This is a genomic window from Mucilaginibacter conchicola, assembly GCF_003432115.1.
Classification (GTDB): Bacteria; Bacteroidota; Bacteroidia; order Sphingobacteriales; family Sphingobacteriaceae; genus Mucilaginibacter; species Mucilaginibacter conchicola.
In genome coordinates this window covers 1,545,083-1,562,753 of record NZ_QWDC01000001.1, presented here as the reverse complement: position 1 = coordinate 1,562,753, position 17,671 = coordinate 1,545,083, and the positions used below count along the sequence as shown (strand labels likewise).

Sequence of the window (17,671 nt, the reverse complement as noted above, 5' to 3'; positions counted from 1 at the left end):
AATCGGTGCAATCACAACCAAAATCAGTGTAATCAAAAATAGAGAGTAAGAATAATTAATATATAACTTAAACCATCCGGCGGGCGGCCGGGTAAATAAGGAGGCGGTAAAACAATGTTTGTAGTAAAAAGAGACGGCAGAAGAGAGTCGGTTAAGTTCGACAAAATTACAGCTCGTATTGAGAAGCTGTGCTACGGGTTCAACCTGGTTGATCCTATTGATGTAGCGAAAAAAGTAATTGAAGGTTTGTTTGATGGTGTTACCACATCAGAGCTGGATAACCTTGCGGCTGAGACAGCGGCATCGTTAACTACCAAACACCCTGATTATGCTTTGCTTGCATCGCGTATAGCAGTATCAAACCTGCACAAAAACACTACCAAGTCGTTCTCTGAGACCATGAAACGCCTTTATGAGTACATTGACCCTAAAACAGGCAAAAGCGCTGCTTTATTGGCCGATGATGTATTCGATATTATCCAGGCAAATGCTGACATTTTGGATAGCAGCATCATTTATGACCGCGACTTCGGTTTTGATTACTTCGGCTTTAAAACCCTTGAGAAATCATACCTGTTAAAGCTTGACGGTAAAATTGCCGAGCGCCCTCAGCACCTGTTTATGCGTGTATCAGTAGGTATCCACAAAGAAGATATCGAAAGCGCCATCAAAACATACAACCTGATGAGCGAGCGCTGGTTTACACACGCAACACCTACTTTATTTAACGCCGGTACTCCAAAACCTCAAATGTCGTCATGTTTCTTGTTAACCATGAAAGATGACAGCATCGAGGGTATCTACGATACATTAAAACAAACTGCTAAGATCTCGCAAAGCGCAGGTGGTATTGGCCTAAGCATCCACAATGTGCGTGCTACAGGTTCATATATCAGCGGTACTAACGGTACCAGCAACGGTATTATCCCAATGCTGCGTGTGTTTAACGATACTGCCCGCTATGTTGACCAGGGTGGTGGCAAGCGTAAAGGCGCTTTCGCTATCTACCTTGAGCCATGGCATGCAGATATCTTTGAATTCTTAGACCTGCGTAAAAACCATGGTAAAGAAGAAATGCGTGCACGTGACTTGTTCTACGCCCTTTGGGTATCAGACCTGTTCATGAAACGCGTTGAGGCTAACGAAGACTGGAGCCTGTTCTGCCCGCACGAAGCACCTGGTTTAGCTGATTGCTTCGGTGCCGAGTTTGAAGCTTTATACACCAAATACGAAAGAGAAGGCCGCGCACGCAAAACCATTAAAGCACAAGAGCTTTGGTTTGCGGTGCTTGATTCACAAGTTGAAACCGGTACACCATACTTGTTGTACAAAGATGCTGCTAACGGTAAATCAAACCAGCAAAACCTGGGTACTATAAAAAGCTCAAACCTTTGTACCGAGATCATCGAGTACACATCTGCCGATGAGGTAGCGGTTTGTAACCTGGCTTCATTAGCATTGCCACGCTTTGTTATCGATGGCCAGTTTGATCATCAGAAATTATACGATGTTACCTACCAGGCAACATTGAATTTGAACAAGATCATTGATCATAACTTCTACCCTGTGGTAGAGGCAGAGCGTTCAAATTTGCGCCACCGTCCGGTTGGTTTAGGTGTACAGGGCTTGGCAGATGCTTTCATCCTGTTGCGTTTACCTTTCGAGAGCGACGAAGCAAAACAACTGAACAAAGAGATCTTCGAGACCATCTACTTTGCTTCAATGACAGCTTCTAAAGACCTGGCTATTCAGGATGGTGCTTACGAAACGTTCAAAGGTTCACCACTGTCTGAAGGTAAGTTCCAGTTTGATCTTTGGGATGTTAAACCTGCAAGTGATCGTTGGGATTGGGAAAATCTTCGCCTGGATGTAATGAACCACGGTGTACGTAACTCGTTATTGGTTGCACCGATGCCAACTGCATCTACCTCACAAATTTTGGGTAACAACGAGTGTTTTGAGCCATACACTTCAAACATCTATACCCGCCGTGTATTAAGCGGAGAGTTTGTAATAGTGAACAAACACTTACTGCGCGACCTGGTTGACCTCGGTTTATGGAACAACACCATGAAAGACAGGATCATTGCTGCAAACGGTTCTATCCAGGATATTGCTGAGATACCTGCCAATATCAAAGAACTGTACAAAACCGTATGGGAAATTAAGATGCGTAACATCATTGATATGGCTGCCGATAGGGGTGCTTATATCTGCCAGTCGCAGTCGCTTAACTTGTTCATTAACTCGCCAAATGCATCTAAACTTACTTCAATGCACTTCTACGCATGGAAGAAAGGCCTTAAAACAGGTATGTACTACCTGCGTACTCAGGCTGCATCACAAGCGGTTAAATTTACAGTTGAGAACCAGGGCGGTAAAAACATGGAAGCCGTTATACCAGAGGTTGTTGGTAACACCAGCGAAGAAGAAATGCCGGCCGGCCCAACCTGTTCAATGGAAGAAGGCTGCGTTACCTGCTCTGCATAATTTCGCCTAATTTTAGTCGATACAACATAGTCCACAAGACCATAGCCATAATTGGCTATGGTCTTTTTACGTTATGGTGATGGGGTTTAAAGTAAATTAAGCTACTATTGTGTACCTGCTATGAACCATTAACCATAGCCCATGAACCAACAATAATGCTCACTTCCGCCAAACACGAAATACTCCATTGCGAACGCTGCAGCAAACCGTTCGAGTGCAAGGCAAACGCCTACACCAAATGCCAGTGCAGTACCGTGCAATTGAGCATAAACGAAGTGCAATACGTAAGTGAGCTGTATGATGGCTGCTTATGTGCTAACTGTTTATTGGAACTGCAGAAAGAGTATCAGGAGAGTTTGTGAGAATATTTCATAATGATTAAATAATTAACAATTGTTTAATTTTAACAGTGGTGATTTTTCTTTGGTTAAATATTTTATTCTGAAATTGAATTAGCCAATTTTAAAATCTAAACATTATGAAAAAAAGCATTTTAGCCACATTGCTGGCCGGGTTAATTCTTGTTGGTATTTATTCATTTACCATTGTCCGCCCTACTCCCAAAAAAGTTGCTGTTAAACCCAAACAGGCATTTGCCTGCACTGCGGGTGTTACCGGTGCTCACGTTATCTCTAACGACGGTTGGAATGTAACCATTGGATGGAGCGGTACAGGTACCGTACATCATTACGATTATGGTGGCTATTACAAATGCTCAGTTCCGTCTATAAACACAACAGTAACTTACGGCAACCAGGTAACCATACCGTATCAATGCGGTGGCGGTACGCTGGTTATACGAGCCTATTGCGGCGATGGCTCATTAGGAGGTTATCAAACCTTTGTGTTTTAACATAAACCAAACTTAAAACAAAACAGCCGCAGGTATTATGCCTGCGGCTGTTTTGTTATTCATGTTTAATCTTCCAGTTAGGGTTACGATCTTCAAGGTTGGCAGCAATAATGCTGTAGATCTCTCGCGAATCGCCACTAACCCATATTAAGCGGGTGCGGATATAGTCTTCAACCCCTTCCGTATCTTTAAAGTGAAAATAGATGGTTGCCATACCCCGATTGTAAAATAGTCGCAGGTCGGTTATATCGGCCCATTCAATAATAAAGTGCCGGGCGTAATCTATTATGCCGGTTTGGTTTATCTCTAAGGCTGTTTTACCTTTTATGGCAGGGATAGTGTATTTTATAGTAATACGTACCAGGTATATCACCGGGGCAAGTATAACCAAAGCGGCTGCCACGGCACTACTTGTGTGATGCTTTTCAAACGGGGGGATAAAAATCATCATTATCAGGATAAAGATTACCCAGCCTAAAAAGGAAGTGCAAAAAAGGCAGTAACCAAGGTTATACCGGTAGATAATTTTATCGTCATGCATGGCACGGTAACGCTTTATATCCCACTGGCATGCCAGTTAGGCTTGCGGTCTTCAAGGTTGGCCTCTATAATGCCGTAAACGTCCTTATCATCACAGTCAACCCAGGTTAGCGACATTTTGATGCAGCTTTCGCGGCCGTTAAACAGGTTGTAATAGCAATACAGGGTAGAGAATCCCTGGGTATTATTAGTAAGGCGCAGGTCGGTAATATCGGCCCATTCTATGATCACGTTTTGCGGATAGTAAATAATGCCTTGTTGATTTATTTCCAGCGCAATGTTCTTTTTAAATGCCGGCACAACGTATTTGTAAATTATAACGGCGGCATATACCGTAAACAGCGCAAAAAACACACTCATTATAAAAACACCGCTTAGGCTACCTACATTAAAGTAATCATACAGGTCTATCCCAAGCCAAACAACCGGGATGGAGAAAAATACAGCGTACAGCAAGCTGCTGATCAAACTGTAGTGGAAATTGATCTTTTCTTCCTGATGCATAACGTTATAATTGATTAAACCTAATATAAGCAATTTTCTGAATTGCAAATTCGGTTTTTTTGCGTTTCGTATCAATTGCCTATCTTCACGCACTCATAAACGCATACTTAAATTATGAAATTGTTAGAAGGAAAAACCGCACTGGTAACCGGTGCTTCAAAAGGGATAGGCCGCAAAATTGCCGAAAAATTTGCTGAGCATGGTGCTAATGTAGCTTTCACATACTTATCATCAGTTGAAAAAGGCCAGGCTTTAGAGCAGGAACTGCAAAGCTTTGGCACCAAAGTAAAAGGTTACCGTAGCGATGCTTCGAAATTTGACGAAGCCGAAAAACTGATAAACGATATTGTTGCCGATTTTGGCGCACTGGATATTGTAGTGAACAACGCCGGTATCACCAAAGACGGCCTGCTGATGCGCATGACCGAAGAACAGTGGGACGAGGTGTTGGATGTTAACCTGAAATCTATCTTCAACGTTACCAAAGCAGCCTCAAAAATTATGATGAAGGCACGTAAAGGTGTGTTCATTAACATGAGCTCGGTTGTAGGTGTGCAGGGCAATGCCGGTCAAAGCAATTACGCAGCGTCTAAAGCAGGTATCATTGGTTTCTCAAAATCGGTTGCTAAAGAGTTGGGATCACGTAACATCCGTACCAACGTAGTAGCACCTGGCTTTATCCGTACCGAAATGACCGACGTATTAGACCCTAAAGTGGTTGAAGGCTGGGAAGCAAACATCCCATTAAAACGTGCCGGCGAGGTTGACGATGTAGCAAATGCCTGCGTGTTCCTGGCATCAGATATGGCAGCATACATCACCGGGCAGGTTATCCCTGTTGATGGTGGCATGTTGTAGTTTTAAATCAAAATTCAAAATTAAAAAGTCAAAAGTTGTGAAGAGCGACTTTTGACTTTTTTGTTTAAATTGATTAGTATGAAAGTCGGATTTGACAATGTCTATGATCATGTGATTTCTGTAGATGATTTTGTATTAAAATGGCGCTTTAACAGTCCTGCGTATAATGAGCTTCCTAAACTTCATCTTGATCAATTGAAGCCTCTTGATAAAGAAGGCTCTCGGTTTTTATGGGACTTTATCTCGGAAACTCGTCTCCATAATGATATGCCTTTTAAGAAAAACTTCTTTGATGTCATTGATTACACAAGAATATTTGAAGGAAATAAGATAGAGATCAAAAAGTGGCTATATCAGAGAGAGATTCCATTTAAAAAAGACGTGTTTTTATCTTATCAGCCTGATATCGCTTTGATAGTGCCATGGAAATTATTAATTAAATATTTCGACGATTTTCAATACGCCGATGATTTGACTGTTATTGACGAAAGCTTGAATTGGGCGTTGTTGTTTCACCACGAGGGTATGATTTATTTTGGGTCAAATAAAAAGTTTGTCCCGGCTGACCTTGTACCCGACGAAGATAATCTTTTCTAATAACCCAGTATCCGCGCATATTATCTTAAAATAACCTTCGGCAATTTTATATTCAATGATTTTTGATGCGATCTAATCATAGCGACTTTTAACTTTTTGTTTAAATTAGGATTGAAAAATCTTATGACACTTAACCGCATCCTTATCATTACCCTGTTACTTATTCCGTTGTGCTCTTTTGCACAGAGGAAGAGAAAAGCATCCTATTTAAAACCGAGGGCAACAACTGAAAAAGAATACGCAATTACCAAAAAGCACGACAAGTGTCTTTTTAATGGAAAGTTTGACGCCCAGGAACGCAGATCTTTTTTCCCGTTTAATGATAGCCTTAAAGTAAGATTGATATCCTATATTATACCCGATAATTCGGAGATATTTGGAGTTGATGGCGCGCTTATATCCCCCCCGACAGATACCGTGCCCATATTTACCCCGATAGAGAAGGGGGTATTTGCCATTGATATGAAAAAAGTAAAGGAGCAAAAAAGATTAAGTACAGCTGGAACAGATTCATTGACTAACATCTTATATAACTACGGTTACACACCTGTTAAGTGGAAAGGTGAGTTTGCCGGAGATCCCGGGTATAAATGTTACGAACCACATAACGCAGTGGTGTTCTTAGATAAAAACGATCAGGTGAAATATTATTTCGAGATATGTTTTGGATGCCAGCGCCATTATTGGAGCACATCAAAAGTTAATAACATCATATACTGCGATGGCAAATACGAACTGTTAAGGAAGTTTTTTGCAAGCCAGGGTGTTATCTACGGCACTAAAAGATTACATAGCGACTAAAATAATTTAATATGAATATCAGGTCTCTGCTAATTATTTTACTCGTTTTTTTTGCTCGACCCGCATTGGCGCAAAAGATAATTGCCGCAAAGGACGCAAATAGATACGGCGGCAAAGAGGTGTATGTAATTGGAAAAATAGTAAACGTTGCCGGTCCGGGCTATAGTAGAGATATGTCGATATTTGTCGCCTCAGACTCTACTGAATTGGGTGTCAGCGTAGTAATTCCGTTTAAAATATGGAGTAAATACGAAAATAGAAAAGGGCTTTTAGCGGCGGATGTTAAAGGGAAAAAGATTAAAGTGTATGGTAGGATAGAGCGGGTTGCCGAACTTGATTCCTTTATCAGGATACGTAAAGCTGCCGACATTCAAATATTTTCTAAATAATATTACCCCAATATCCGCTCATACAGCTTAAAATAATCCTCGGCCATTTTCTCTTTTGAAAATTTTGATGCCGCCGAATCATGGCAATATTGCCTGTTGATGGATGGGATGTTGTTGATCACATCTACCCCCTCGTCAACTGTATTCACCAAAAATCCTGTTTGTTCATGCTCTATCAGCTCCGGCATCGAACCTTTGTTGAAGGCGATGACAGGCGTGCCGCAAAGCATTGACTCAGCCACGCTCATACCGAATGGTTCGGCAAAGTTGATAGGATGGAGCAGGGCAAGGGCATTACCCAAAAGCTCGTTCCGTTTCTCAGGGCCTGCGGAGCCGACGTAAACGATCTGGTCATTTAAATGAGGTTCAATCTTTTCGCGCCAATAGTTGTCATCCTGTATGATGCCTGCTATCAGTAATTGCTTGTTTGCTTTTTTGGCTATTTCTATGGCTTCTGCAGCACCTTTATCATGGTGTATACGACCGAAGTATAGCAGATAGTTCTGCGGCTTCTCAGTAAGCTTAAAATCGGCTGTATCCAAACCGTTGTATACGGTAGCAATATAATCCAGTTCGGCACTGCGGTCAGCATCGCTGATGGATACATAATGCCCGCGCTGATTATATTTTTTATAAACCGGAATGATCTTTTGCGATGAAAAACCGTGTATAGTGGTTATCACAGGCGTTTTGATCAGCCCTGTATAAGTAAGCGGCAGAAAATCGAAGTTGTTATGGATGATATCGAACTCACCTGCCTTCTCCATCAGGTTACTGATGTGAAGGCACTCCAGCACCTTGGCGTCCTGCGAACGGTCTTCTTCATAGCCTTGTTTACAGATGGCTTCCAGTTTACCTGCGGTGATAGAATCGCCGGTGGCAAACAGCGTCACGTCTACGCCAAGCTTTATCAGGCCTTCTGCGATATTTGAGGCTACCTGCTCCCAAGGCCCGTAATGCCTGGGCGGTGTGCGCCAGGCAACGGGTGCTAAAATTGCTGCTTTCATCAGCTTAGCAAATCTTTATTTTCTGATCGGCTATTTTGTTGTACTCGTATTCCAGTTCAAAAGCTTTCAATACGGTTAAATGAGATATCATGTAGGCCAGCGTGCTTTCTGCGCCCTGGTTACGGTTAATACCGGTAGGCAACAAGCCATCGCAGCAACCTTTGGTCTCGTGGTCGTAAAGCGGTGCGCGTAGTGTATTCTCGCCCAGGAACCATTTATAGCTCAGGAACATTTTCTCGATATACTCTGGTTGGCGGAAGGTTTGGTATGCCTGGAAATGCATCAGTACCATAGCCATGGTCTCGATAGCCTGCTGATCGAAGGTTGGGAAAGTACCGCCGCGGTAGTACCAGCCATCATTACCAACCGGGCTTAAATAACCGTTTGATAAGGTTAGTTGGTCTAAGAAAGCCATGGTTTTCAAAGCTACTTCTTTAGCTTTAGGATTACCGGTTATTTCGTATGAATGCAGCAATGCTAATGGTAATATGGCATTATCATAGGTCATGCTTTCTTCAAACCATTCCCAGTCATCAGAGCGGGTTTGTTCGTAGGCATCTATCAGTGGCTGTGTTAAACGAATCAACTCTGCTACCATACCCTCATCAGTAGGGTAAACCTGTAGGTAAAGCGCAATACCAATAATAGTATTAGCCTGGCCACGAATGTATCTTAAGGCCCTAAAGTGCGGGTACGACTTATGAAATAACTCCAGTGCAAACTCGCGATATGAGTTGCTTGCTGCACAGCTTATCAAATGGCCCAAAGCCCAAATAGTACGACCGAATGAATCTTCTGAACCCACATCATCCAGGTAACGCCTGTCAAAACTCAGGAAGTTACGGAAGTTGCCATCGTCCGTTTGCATGTAGTGAATATAGCTGAGGTATATTGGTAGCAGGCGGTGCGCCTCAGCACTTTTATTGCGCTGGTAGGCCATCAATGCCATAATCAAGGCACGGGCGTTATCATCCAGGCAATAACCCTCTTTTAAGTTAGGGATACCATATTTAGCGTGTTGAACAATACCGGTATCATCGGTAAGTCTCAGCACGTGGGCTAAGCTAAACTTCGGAAGTATCTCAGGGTCAACAATGCTGTTCTTTAATATCTTATCGCTGAAATCATGCCTTGCCGATGCTTCCTGGGCCACTTTAATAAACTCGGCACCAATAACAGGCCAGCGCAGGTGCAGGCCGTATTCGTAGGCGTTTTGTTTAAGCTCTTTCAACTGTGTATCGTCGCTAAGCAGTTGGTTAACAGTATCAGCTAACCCTTCCGCATCTTTAAAGTCGAATAAACAGCCGCGATCATCGGCCAGCAGTTCAGTAGCATGCCAGTAAGGGGTTGATATAACAGCAGCACCTGCACCAACGGCGTACGACAGTGTACCGCTGGTTATTTGCGCTTCATTCAGGTATGGTGTTACATACACCTCAGTTGCCGTCAAATAGTTGATCAGCTCATCCTCGGCTACAAATTTATTGATAAAGGCCAGGTGCTGCGATACTTTCAGTTGGGCAGCAAGGCTTTTCAGGTGGTCGCGGTATTCTTCGCCCGAGCTTTTGATAACGCCGGGATGCGTGTTACCCACAATAACATACATTACATCAGGATGCTTTTCAACAATTTTTGGCAAGGCTTTTACCACGGTCTCCAAACCTTTGTTACGGCTCAGTAAACCAAAGGTCATCATTACACGGCGATTTTTGAATTGACTAAGGCTCTTAACCGGGTTTGGTTCTGGTGCTTCAAGATCCGGTACGCCGTGTTCTATGATCTGTATCTTTTCTGCCGGGATATCATAAATAGTTGTTAGGAACTCTACCGCACGTTTGCTCATTACTATGATCTTTGCTGATTGCTCTGCGATCTCGCGGATAACGATGCGCTGCACATAACTTGGGTCTTTTAATACTGTATGCAGGATAGAGATCAGCGGTTTCTCTAAACGGTTTATCAACGGCAACACATAAATACCGCTTTCGCCCCCGTAAATGCCAAACTCATGCTCCAATATCACCGCATCAACATTGCTGGTGTTAATGTAACCTGCCGCACGGATATAATCTTTCTGATGGTTTTGGCGAATAACGAACTTTACATGCGAAGGGTATTCATACTCTTGCAGATCTTCAGAATCGTTAAGGGCAACAACAAATCCACCATCCAGTGGGTCTTTCCTATCCGGAAAGTTGCTGTTGATAGCATTCATCAGGTTGTGGTTAAAAGTAGCAATGCCACATTCGCGGGGTGGGTAGGTTGATATATATGCAATTTTCATAGTGTATGTAGAAGAACCGTTTTTACTGCTTATGCTTAAGGATGCCTTTTAAGACACCCATTGACCCGAAAACTATGCAGTGCTGACCTTTAAACAGGGTTTTACAGCAGTGGGGGACGCATAAATTATGCAGGCAGTAACCTATGTGCATAAAGTATACCACAAAACCGCTAAAAATGCGCTTTTAAGCATTTATAACAACATTTATTACCAATTTGATAACAAAAACAGGAAGCTGTTTGTGTAACTGCTTATATTTCTGTGTGTTGTGTGATTGCGGAAAGAATGACTTGGCAAGCGTTAATCAACTCATTTTTCTTAATAATTAAAGGCGGGGCCAGCCTCATGGAGTTGCTGCAGTGTAAAAACCAATCAGTGATTACACCATTTTGTATACAGGTGTCTATAATTTTCTTATTAGTATCAAAACTTTCAAATTCTACAGCCAGCATCAAACCCTTACCGCGGATCTCTTTAATGGCCGGATGTTGCAGTTCGCTGCGGATGATGGCTTCCTTTTCGGCTACTTCATCTATCAGCTTTTCATTAAGCAAAACTTCAAGCGCTGCCAGCCCTGCTGCGCAACAAACTGGGTGACCGCCAAAGGTTGTGATATGCCCCAAAATAGGGTTCTCTTTAAACGACGACATGATATCAATAGATGATACAAACGCCCCAACAGGCATGCCACCGCCAAGGGCTTTAGCCATCAGCAAAATATCGGGCACTATATCAAAATGCTCAAAGGCAAACAGCTTGCCCGTACGACCAAGTGCTGCCTGGATCTCGTCCAGTATCAGCAGGGTGCCGGTTTCAGAACAACGCTTACGCAGGGCCTGCATGTAATCATAGTCGGGTACGCGGATGCCGGCCTCTCCTTGCACGGTCTCGAGGATAACGCAGGATGTTTGGTTATCTATGAGTTCGAGATCATCAATGTTATTCAAACGCATAAAGCCAACACCGGGTAGGAGCGGGCGATAGGCCTGCTTAAACTCCTCGTTACCCATTATGCTGAGTGCACCGTGGGTACTGCCGTGATATGATCCTTCAAAGGCTAATACATTTGGCCTGCCGGTGTAGCGTTTGGCCAGTTTAATGGCCCCTTCAACCGCCTCGGCGCCCGAGTTGGTGAAATAAACCGAATTTAACGACGGGGGTAGGATGCTTACCAACTTTTCGGCAAAACGCACCTGCGGGGTCTGCACATATTCGCCGTACACCATCAGGTGCATGTATTTATCAACCTGGTCTTTCACGGCTTGTATAACCTTTGGGTTGCTGTGCCCAAGGTTGCTTACACCGATGCCTGATATGAGATCGATATATGCCTTGCCGCTCTCTTCGTAGATATAAACACCTTCGGCACGGTCAAACTCCAGCAGTAACGGAAAATGCGTGGTTTGTGCGTTATTATTAAGGAAGAGTTGGCGAAGGGTAAGCATGGCGTGGATAATGAGTGAATGAGTGAGTTGTGAATGAGTGATGCTCATTCATCCCGACAAGGCAAAAATAAAAAAAGATGGCTTTTGTTCCATCTTCATTTATCCGCTTGTATTCTCTTCTTCACTCATTCCATCCATCACTTATTAAACTTAATTCCCCGCGCGTATGCTGCGTTCGCTGAGTTGTTTGATGAGCTCGTCTTTAAATTCAACTTCGCTTTTGTAGAGCAGGCTTACCTTTTCTGCCGGGAGTATCTTCATAAACTCATCGCGGTAGTGTTGGCGTATCTCAACCGTTTGCTTGTCGTAGGCAATTTCCTTGTCAACCTGCTCGGTACCGTTGGCAGACTTGTTTGAGTTATTGGCGCGTTTCAATAAACGTATAGCAGTCAGGTCTTGCTGGTACTGGTTATATAGCGGCCAAAACTTGTGTGCTTCATCATCAGTTAAATTCAATTGCTGACTGATGAAGTTGTTGCGGGCTTCTAATATCTTTTTACCCTTGGCTGTACGTGGGGCGTTGAATCTTGCGTTTGGGGCGGCCTGGCTCCTGAAACCTGCACGCAGGTTGCTTACCTGTGCAAAGGCATCAACCCCGGCTACTGCCAAAACGGTAATAAATATGTATTTAAAAAGCTTAGTCATTTTAATTAATATCCATATAGTCCTGCAGATCTTGCGACAGGGCATCGGTATTTATTTGTTTCTCGTTGTCGTTCTCCATTAGCTCACGGCTTTCAGAAGCATCCATGTGCAACTCCAGGTAATCTTTAATTTCATCGGCAGGTATTTGTGATAGCTGCTGATGCAAAAGCGTTTTGGTGTGTGCCATCGGCTGTACCTGCGCATTTCTTAAGAACGCACCTGCACCTATAATTAAAGTTAAACATGCTGCAGTAGCATATTTAAATGTATTTGATGCCCAAAGCTTGCGTACAATGGTTTTACGGATAACCTCTTCGCGGCCTGCGCCAACGGTTTTACTTAATATATTCTTGTTAAGTGTTTCAAAGTAATTATCAGGTACTTCAAACACCGGCTCTTTCTGCAGTATCTCCTCAACAGCTATGCGGCTGTTGATCTGCTGTTGCATATTCTCAAAATAACCCGCCGGTACGCTGAAACCTATATCCTCTTTATTTGCCGCTTCCTCAATAGCAATGCGGCTTTGTATGTTGGCGCTAAGCTGGTCAAAATAACCCTCCGGTACGGCAAATGAAGGAGCATCGGCAGAGGCAGCATCCTCTATTGCAATACGGCTTTGTATGTTAGCGCTAAGCTGATCGAAATAACCTTGTGGTACAGCAAAAGAAGGCCCGTCTGTATCGGCGGCGGCCTCAATATTTATCCTGCTTTGGATGTTATTGCTTAAATTTTCAAAATAATCTGCAGGCACGGCAAAACCTTGTGCCGTATCATCAGTTTTTAAACCCTCAATATTTACCAGGGATAATATGCGCTGACCGGCCTCTTCAAAATAGCCGGAAGGCACCGCAAACGGCGTTTCTCTCGAAAACCGTTGAAGTGACATTTCTTCACCTGCCCATTCGTTATTCTCCATATCGCTTTTCATACACTCTTATAGATGAATAAACTTTCAAAAGGTTTAATGCTAATTTAAAAATTAATCATTTGATAGTATAAAGCTCTCTATCTTTTTCACCGCAAGGTGGTAAGAGGCTTTCAAAGCGCCAACGCTGGTACCCAAAACATCGCTCATTTCTTCATACTTCATGTCATCAAAGTATTTCATGTTAAACACAAGGCGCTGTTTATCGGGTAAGGTCAAAATAGCCTGTTGCAGCTTCATTTGTATCTTATCGCCGCTAAACTGGTCAGAGCTGGCTAATGTATCAGACAGTTCATAGTCCACATCGTCAAGCGGTACGTTATTTTTTTGTTTCTTTTTGTTCAGAAACGTGATACACTCGTTGGTAGCAATGCGGTACATCCAGGTGTATAGCTGCGCATCATTACGAAAGCCCGGCAGGTTTTTCCAGATCTTGATGAACACATCCTGCGTAACATCGTCGGCATCGTCATGGTCTATTACCATACGGCGCACATGCCAGTATATTTTTTGCTGATACTTTTTCAGCAGCATGTTAAAAGCCTCGTTACGGGTTTTCTCGTCCCTGAACTTGCTTAGTATTTCCTCGTCTTCTGCCTGTATGGCCATTTATTAAATTTTATCTTCTTTAAATAAGAATAAAGCGTTTTTGTTTCAGATATGTTTTACTGACGGTTATTTACTCAGTAATTCCAATACCTGTTGCGAAGAAGCCTTTGTATCAACTTTTTCAATAACGTGGGTAAGTGTGCCGTCACCGTCGATAATGAAAGTGGTGCGGGCGGTACCCATATATTTTTTGCCGTACATGTTTTTCTCCACCCAAACGCCGTAGGCTTCCACAATGCTGTGTTCGGTATCGGCGATCAGGGTAAATGGCAGCTGGTATTTGGTCTCAAATTTTTTGTGCGATTTTTCATCATCAACACTTACACCAATTACCTCAAAACCCTGGCCCAGCAATGATTGGTAGTTATCCCTGAAATCGCATGACTCAGCAGTACAGCCCGGGGTATCATCCTTTGGGTAAAAATAAAGAATTACGTTTTTGCCTTTATAGTCTGATAACGAAACGGGTTTGCCGTTCTGGTCGTTTGCGGTAAAATCAGGGGCTTTATCGCCGGCTTTTAGTTGGGTTGCCATGTTTTATCTGATAAATTCTGCTTTAAATGTAGATGCGTTATTTTTAGCATCGGTAACGGTAAATTCAAACAAGTGTTTCCCGGGGGCGATGCTATCATCAAAGGTATAACTTAATACCTTAGTTTTATAATCCCACTCTACCAGTACCCACTTGCCATCTATCTTGCCCGCGTAGCTTTTTACGCCCGACAGGTTATCGCTCATGCGCATCCTGATAGAATGCAGCGCCTTCATATTGGCTCCGTTGCGGATGTTGATAGGGGTAATGACCGGCGGCGTAGTATCTATCTTAACGTAATAATCACCAAACGCACGGGCCGAACCTTTTACCCAGCCGTTTTCCCAGGTACTTGGGATGGCGCCGGTAGCGGCATTTACAATTACGGCTTTATCTGCATTATCACCCAAACTGATATCGGGTTTTATCCAGATATCATAGCTATCATGAATTGGCGTGAGTTTATTGTGGAGATGATGGGTTGCTGAGAATGCTCCCGGTTTTGCAGGGAGTTCTGAATAGGTAAAATCCAGATCGTCATACAGGTTACCTGCCGGGATAACAACCTTCACCTTGCTGTTGGCGAATTTGCTTTCGCGGTCATAACGCAATAATGTGCCCTCGGGCTTAGCAGGGGCAAGGTTATTTGCCGAAGTGTTCGACTGTACCTTTAAGTTAAGGGTTGATGTGTTACCTGCTACATCTTTCACCACAAATTCAACATCGTGCACCTTGTCGTCATTAAAAGCCATTATACCACGGTTTATAGATTGCGGGTACAACGTTATGCGGCTGCCGGGCAGTATAAAACATTTCTGCACCCAACGGTGCGAGGTAAGGAATGCCGGATAATCGATATACGCGTTAATGGCGTGGGTCTGATCAAAAGCAAAACGCTCAACCGAGAAAGTGTACATGGTAACGCCATCCAGCTTTAGTTCGATAGAGTAGATGCCATTCTTGTTGGCTGATGCGCTGTTCCTGTCGGTAACCGAAATGCCGAAGCCGGTGTTGCCACTCAGATTTAATACCTGCGGTTTTAACAGATGGTAACTGCCATTTGCACCGCTTACAGCTAAAAAGTCTTTAGGTGTTTTATCGCTGAAGGGGTTGCCGTTTAAGTGGTAAACGCCAAGGGCTGTAATGGTAGGCGCAATTTCATCAGGAATAGTCAAGCCAAATAATTGCGGGTTAATGGTTTCCTGGGTTACGGTATCTCTCAGCTCAAAATGCAGGTGCGGGCCTGCCGATGCACCCTGGTTACCTGATATGGCCACCACATCGCTCTTTTTAACCGGAAATACGCCTGCGGGGATAGCAATATCCGCCTCAAAGCTTTGGTTTTTGTATTGCCAGTCGTGGATATATTTCTCCACCTCGGGCGTAAAGTTATTAATGTGGCCGTATACTGAGGTATATCCGTTTGGATGGGTAATGTACAATGCCTTGCCAAACCCGCCAAACTGTATGCGTACCCTTGATATATACCCGTCATAAACAGCATGCACGGGGAAACCTATCCGCTGATTGGTCCTGAAATCCAACCCCGAATGAAAGTGGTTCGGCCTCAACTCACCGAAAGAGCCTGCAGTAGATGGCGGCAGATCAATAGGGTAGCGGAAATCACCTTTTGGGTATTGTTTGGTTTGGATAACGTCTTGCGCGTGCGTGGCTATGGATGCAAAAAGCATCAACACAAAAAGTATTATCACCCTGTCATTTCGAACCATATCCCTTATGTCATTTCGAATGAGCGACAGCGAAGAGAACCGGAACGAAGTGGAGCTCATCGAAGATAAACCTTCTACGTCGCAAGTATCGCTTGTAGAAGATTTCTCCTCGTTCCTCGTTCGAAATGACATGTTTTTATTAGTATTTGTAGTTCTATTATTTAACATAAAAATCTAAAAGCTTTTCCCCTTCCAAAAATCCTTCCAACCTGTCGCCGATGGCAACTTTGCCTACGCCTTCGGGCGTACCGGTGAAAATGAGGTCGCCTTTTTTTAGGGTGATGTATTGAGATACAAAGGCAATAATGCGCTCGAACGAGAAAAGCAGATCTTTGGTATTGCCTTGCTGGCGGGTTTCGCCGTTTATGTTTAAACCGAAGTTGATATTGTATATATCGGCAAAGTTTGCCTTAGGTACAAAGTTGCTTACCGGTGCCGAGCCGTCAAAAGCTTTGGCCAGCTCCCATGGCAGGCCTTTTTCTTTATGTTTCGATTGGATGTCGCGGGCCGTAAAATCAACACCTAATGCAACCTCATCAAAATAGTTACCTGCAAATTTCTCGCTGATGTGTTTACCTTCTTTACTGATTTTTAATACCAGCTCAATCTCGTAGTGTACATCCTGCGAAAAATCGGGGTGATAAAAAGGCTTATTATCTTTTAGCAGTGCGGTATCCGGTTTCATGAAAATTACCGGTGTAGTTGGCACAGGGTTGTTCAGTTCTTTAGCATGCTCCGCATAGTTGCGGCCAATAGCAATTATCTTCATAGCTGCGCAAATTAGAAACTATGGAAGCTAAATCCTAAAAAAATGAAAGAGAAAAAAGAGGAGAGAAGCGGGGCCGCAATTAATAAACCACCAGTATTTTCTTATTAACCGATTCATTACCTACCACAACGCGTACAAAATAAAAGCCTTTGCTAAGCTTGTTGTTTACGTTATAAGTAAGGCTTTGGTCGCCGGTCTCCACACGTTGGGATACCAGCGTTAATACATCGTTACCTAAAATATCCATCACCTTAACATTTACATAAGCATTGCGCGATAGCGTATATTTAAGATTGATAATATCGGTAACCGGGTTAGGGAATATTTGTACGTTGCTCAACAGCTTATCATCAGCACGCGGCAGGTTTATTTTGGCGTTTGATGTAGCAGCAGGCTTTAATGGCGGCAATGCCAGGTGCAAGCCGTTCTTAAGAATTGACTTTGATTGGCGGGCGCGGATGGCACGCAGGTATGATGAATCGCTCTTTTGAGCGTTAACCCCTCTGGCAAGCGCAAAGTTAACCGCTATTGCAAGCACAAGCACGGTTAGCCAGGAATTAACGTAAGTAGATCTTTTCACCATATAACATTATTGTTGCAAAAGTATAAATAAACTCTGCATCAATTTATAATCAATACAGATAAATAATACTTTTAACAAATTTTAACAAAAACAAGTTTTATCAGTTTGTA

19 protein-coding genes are annotated in these 17,671 nt (G+C 43.2%); 7 read left to right on the top strand and 12 right to left on the bottom strand.

All coding sequences use genetic code 11. The annotated features are described in order from the left end of the window. Positions 1–114: 114 nt before the first annotated feature. The 3 genes from D0C36_RS06970 (at position 115) to D0C36_RS06960 (ending at position 3,343) form a co-directional block, all read left to right on the top strand. Positions 115–2,490, top strand: coding sequence for a ribonucleoside-diphosphate reductase subunit alpha (locus D0C36_RS06970; protein ID WP_117390825.1), 2,376 nt, complete (start codon positions 115–117; stop codon positions 2,488–2,490). Positions 2,491–2,645: 155 nt separating this feature from the next. Then, complete coding sequence (locus D0C36_RS06965; RefSeq protein WP_117390824.1) at positions 2,646–2,852, top strand: cysteine-rich CWC family protein; 207 nt, start codon at positions 2,646–2,648, stop codon at positions 2,850–2,852. Positions 2,853–2,968: 116 nt separating this feature from the next. Then, the gene (locus D0C36_RS06960; protein WP_117390823.1) at positions 2,969–3,343 is read left to right on the top strand and encodes a hypothetical protein; all 375 of its coding nucleotides are present in this window, start codon (positions 2,969–2,971) and stop codon (positions 3,341–3,343) included. A 55-nt stretch (positions 3,344–3,398) separates the two neighbouring features. Here the strand turns inward: D0C36_RS06960 and D0C36_RS06955 are convergent, their stop codons facing one another. Both D0C36_RS06955 and D0C36_RS06950 read right to left on the bottom strand, forming a co-directional pair. Beyond that, on the bottom strand, positions 3,399–3,794 hold the full coding sequence (locus D0C36_RS06955) for a hypothetical protein (RefSeq protein ID WP_147321950.1): 396 nt from the start codon (positions 3,792–3,794) through the stop codon (positions 3,399–3,401). A 104-nt stretch (positions 3,795–3,898) separates the two neighbouring features. Further along, the gene (locus D0C36_RS06950; RefSeq protein ID WP_147321949.1) at positions 3,899–4,387 is read right to left on the bottom strand and encodes a hypothetical protein; all 489 of its coding nucleotides are present in this window, start codon (positions 4,385–4,387) and stop codon (positions 3,899–3,901) included. Positions 4,388–4,501: 114 nt separating this feature from the next. On the opposite strand from D0C36_RS06950, the gene fabG reads away from it, so the two are divergent. The 4 genes from fabG (at position 4,502) to D0C36_RS06930 (ending at position 7,032) form a co-directional block, all read left to right on the top strand. Continuing rightward, a complete protein-coding gene (gene fabG / locus D0C36_RS06945) occupies positions 4,502–5,245 on the top strand; it encodes a 3-oxoacyl-[acyl-carrier-protein] reductase (protein ID WP_117390820.1) in 744 nt (247 codons plus the stop codon). Between the two features lie 78 nt (positions 5,246–5,323). Then, positions 5,324–5,842 carry a hypothetical protein gene (locus D0C36_RS06940; protein ID WP_117390819.1) on the top strand — a complete coding sequence of 173 codons (519 nt, stop codon included), beginning with the start codon at positions 5,324–5,326 and terminating at the stop codon, positions 5,840–5,842. Positions 5,843–5,965: 123 nt separating this feature from the next. Beyond that, positions 5,966–6,643 carry a hypothetical protein gene (locus D0C36_RS06935; protein ID WP_117390818.1) on the top strand — a complete coding sequence of 226 codons (678 nt, stop codon included), beginning with the start codon at positions 5,966–5,968 and terminating at the stop codon, positions 6,641–6,643. 11 nt (positions 6,644–6,654) lie between these two features. After that, positions 6,655–7,032, top strand: coding sequence for a hypothetical protein (locus D0C36_RS06930; RefSeq protein WP_117390817.1), 378 nt, complete (start codon positions 6,655–6,657; stop codon positions 7,030–7,032). 2 nt (positions 7,033–7,034) lie between these two features. Here the strand turns inward: D0C36_RS06930 and D0C36_RS06925 are convergent, their stop codons facing one another. The 10 genes from D0C36_RS06925 to D0C36_RS06880 form a co-directional block, all read right to left on the bottom strand. Next, positions 7,035–8,039, bottom strand: coding sequence for a glycosyltransferase family 4 protein (locus tag D0C36_RS06925; protein WP_117390816.1), 1,005 nt, complete (start codon positions 8,037–8,039; stop codon positions 7,035–7,037). 4 nt (positions 8,040–8,043) lie between these two features. Next, complete coding sequence (locus tag D0C36_RS06920) at positions 8,044–10,323, bottom strand: glycosyltransferase family 4 protein (RefSeq protein ID WP_117390815.1); 2,280 nt, start codon at positions 10,321–10,323, stop codon at positions 8,044–8,046. Positions 10,324–10,574: 251 nt separating this feature from the next. Next, positions 10,575–11,768 carry an aspartate aminotransferase family protein gene (locus tag D0C36_RS06915; protein ID WP_117390814.1) on the bottom strand — a complete coding sequence of 398 codons (1,194 nt, stop codon included), beginning with the start codon at positions 11,766–11,768 and terminating at the stop codon, positions 10,575–10,577. 150 nt (positions 11,769–11,918) lie between these two features. Further along, the gene (locus D0C36_RS06910) at positions 11,919–12,413 is read right to left on the bottom strand and encodes a hypothetical protein (protein ID WP_117390813.1); all 495 of its coding nucleotides are present in this window, start codon (positions 12,411–12,413) and stop codon (positions 11,919–11,921) included. A gap of 1 nt (position 12,414) precedes the next feature. Then, positions 12,415–13,341, bottom strand: coding sequence for a hypothetical protein (locus D0C36_RS06905; RefSeq protein WP_117390812.1), 927 nt, complete (start codon positions 13,339–13,341; stop codon positions 12,415–12,417). Positions 13,342–13,392: 51 nt separating this feature from the next. After that, positions 13,393–13,947, bottom strand: a complete 555-nt coding sequence (locus D0C36_RS06900) for an RNA polymerase sigma factor (protein WP_117390811.1) — start codon at positions 13,945–13,947, stop codon at positions 13,393–13,395. 66 nt (positions 13,948–14,013) lie between these two features. Continuing rightward, positions 14,014–14,481, bottom strand: a complete 468-nt coding sequence (bcp, locus tag D0C36_RS06895; protein WP_117390810.1) for a thioredoxin-dependent thiol peroxidase — start codon at positions 14,479–14,481, stop codon at positions 14,014–14,016. Positions 14,482–14,484: 3 nt separating this feature from the next. Continuing rightward, positions 14,485–16,191, bottom strand: coding sequence for a M23 family metallopeptidase (locus D0C36_RS06890; RefSeq protein WP_233524431.1), 1,707 nt, complete (start codon positions 16,189–16,191; stop codon positions 14,485–14,487). A gap of 175 nt (positions 16,192–16,366) precedes the next feature. Then, complete coding sequence (locus D0C36_RS06885) at positions 16,367–16,978, bottom strand: fumarylacetoacetate hydrolase family protein (RefSeq protein WP_117390808.1); 612 nt, start codon at positions 16,976–16,978, stop codon at positions 16,367–16,369. 79 nt (positions 16,979–17,057) lie between these two features. Then, entirely contained in the window at positions 17,058–17,561 is a 504-nt protein-coding gene (locus D0C36_RS06880; RefSeq protein ID WP_117390807.1) for a T9SS type A sorting domain-containing protein, read from the bottom strand. Positions 17,562–17,671 lie beyond the last annotated feature (110 nt).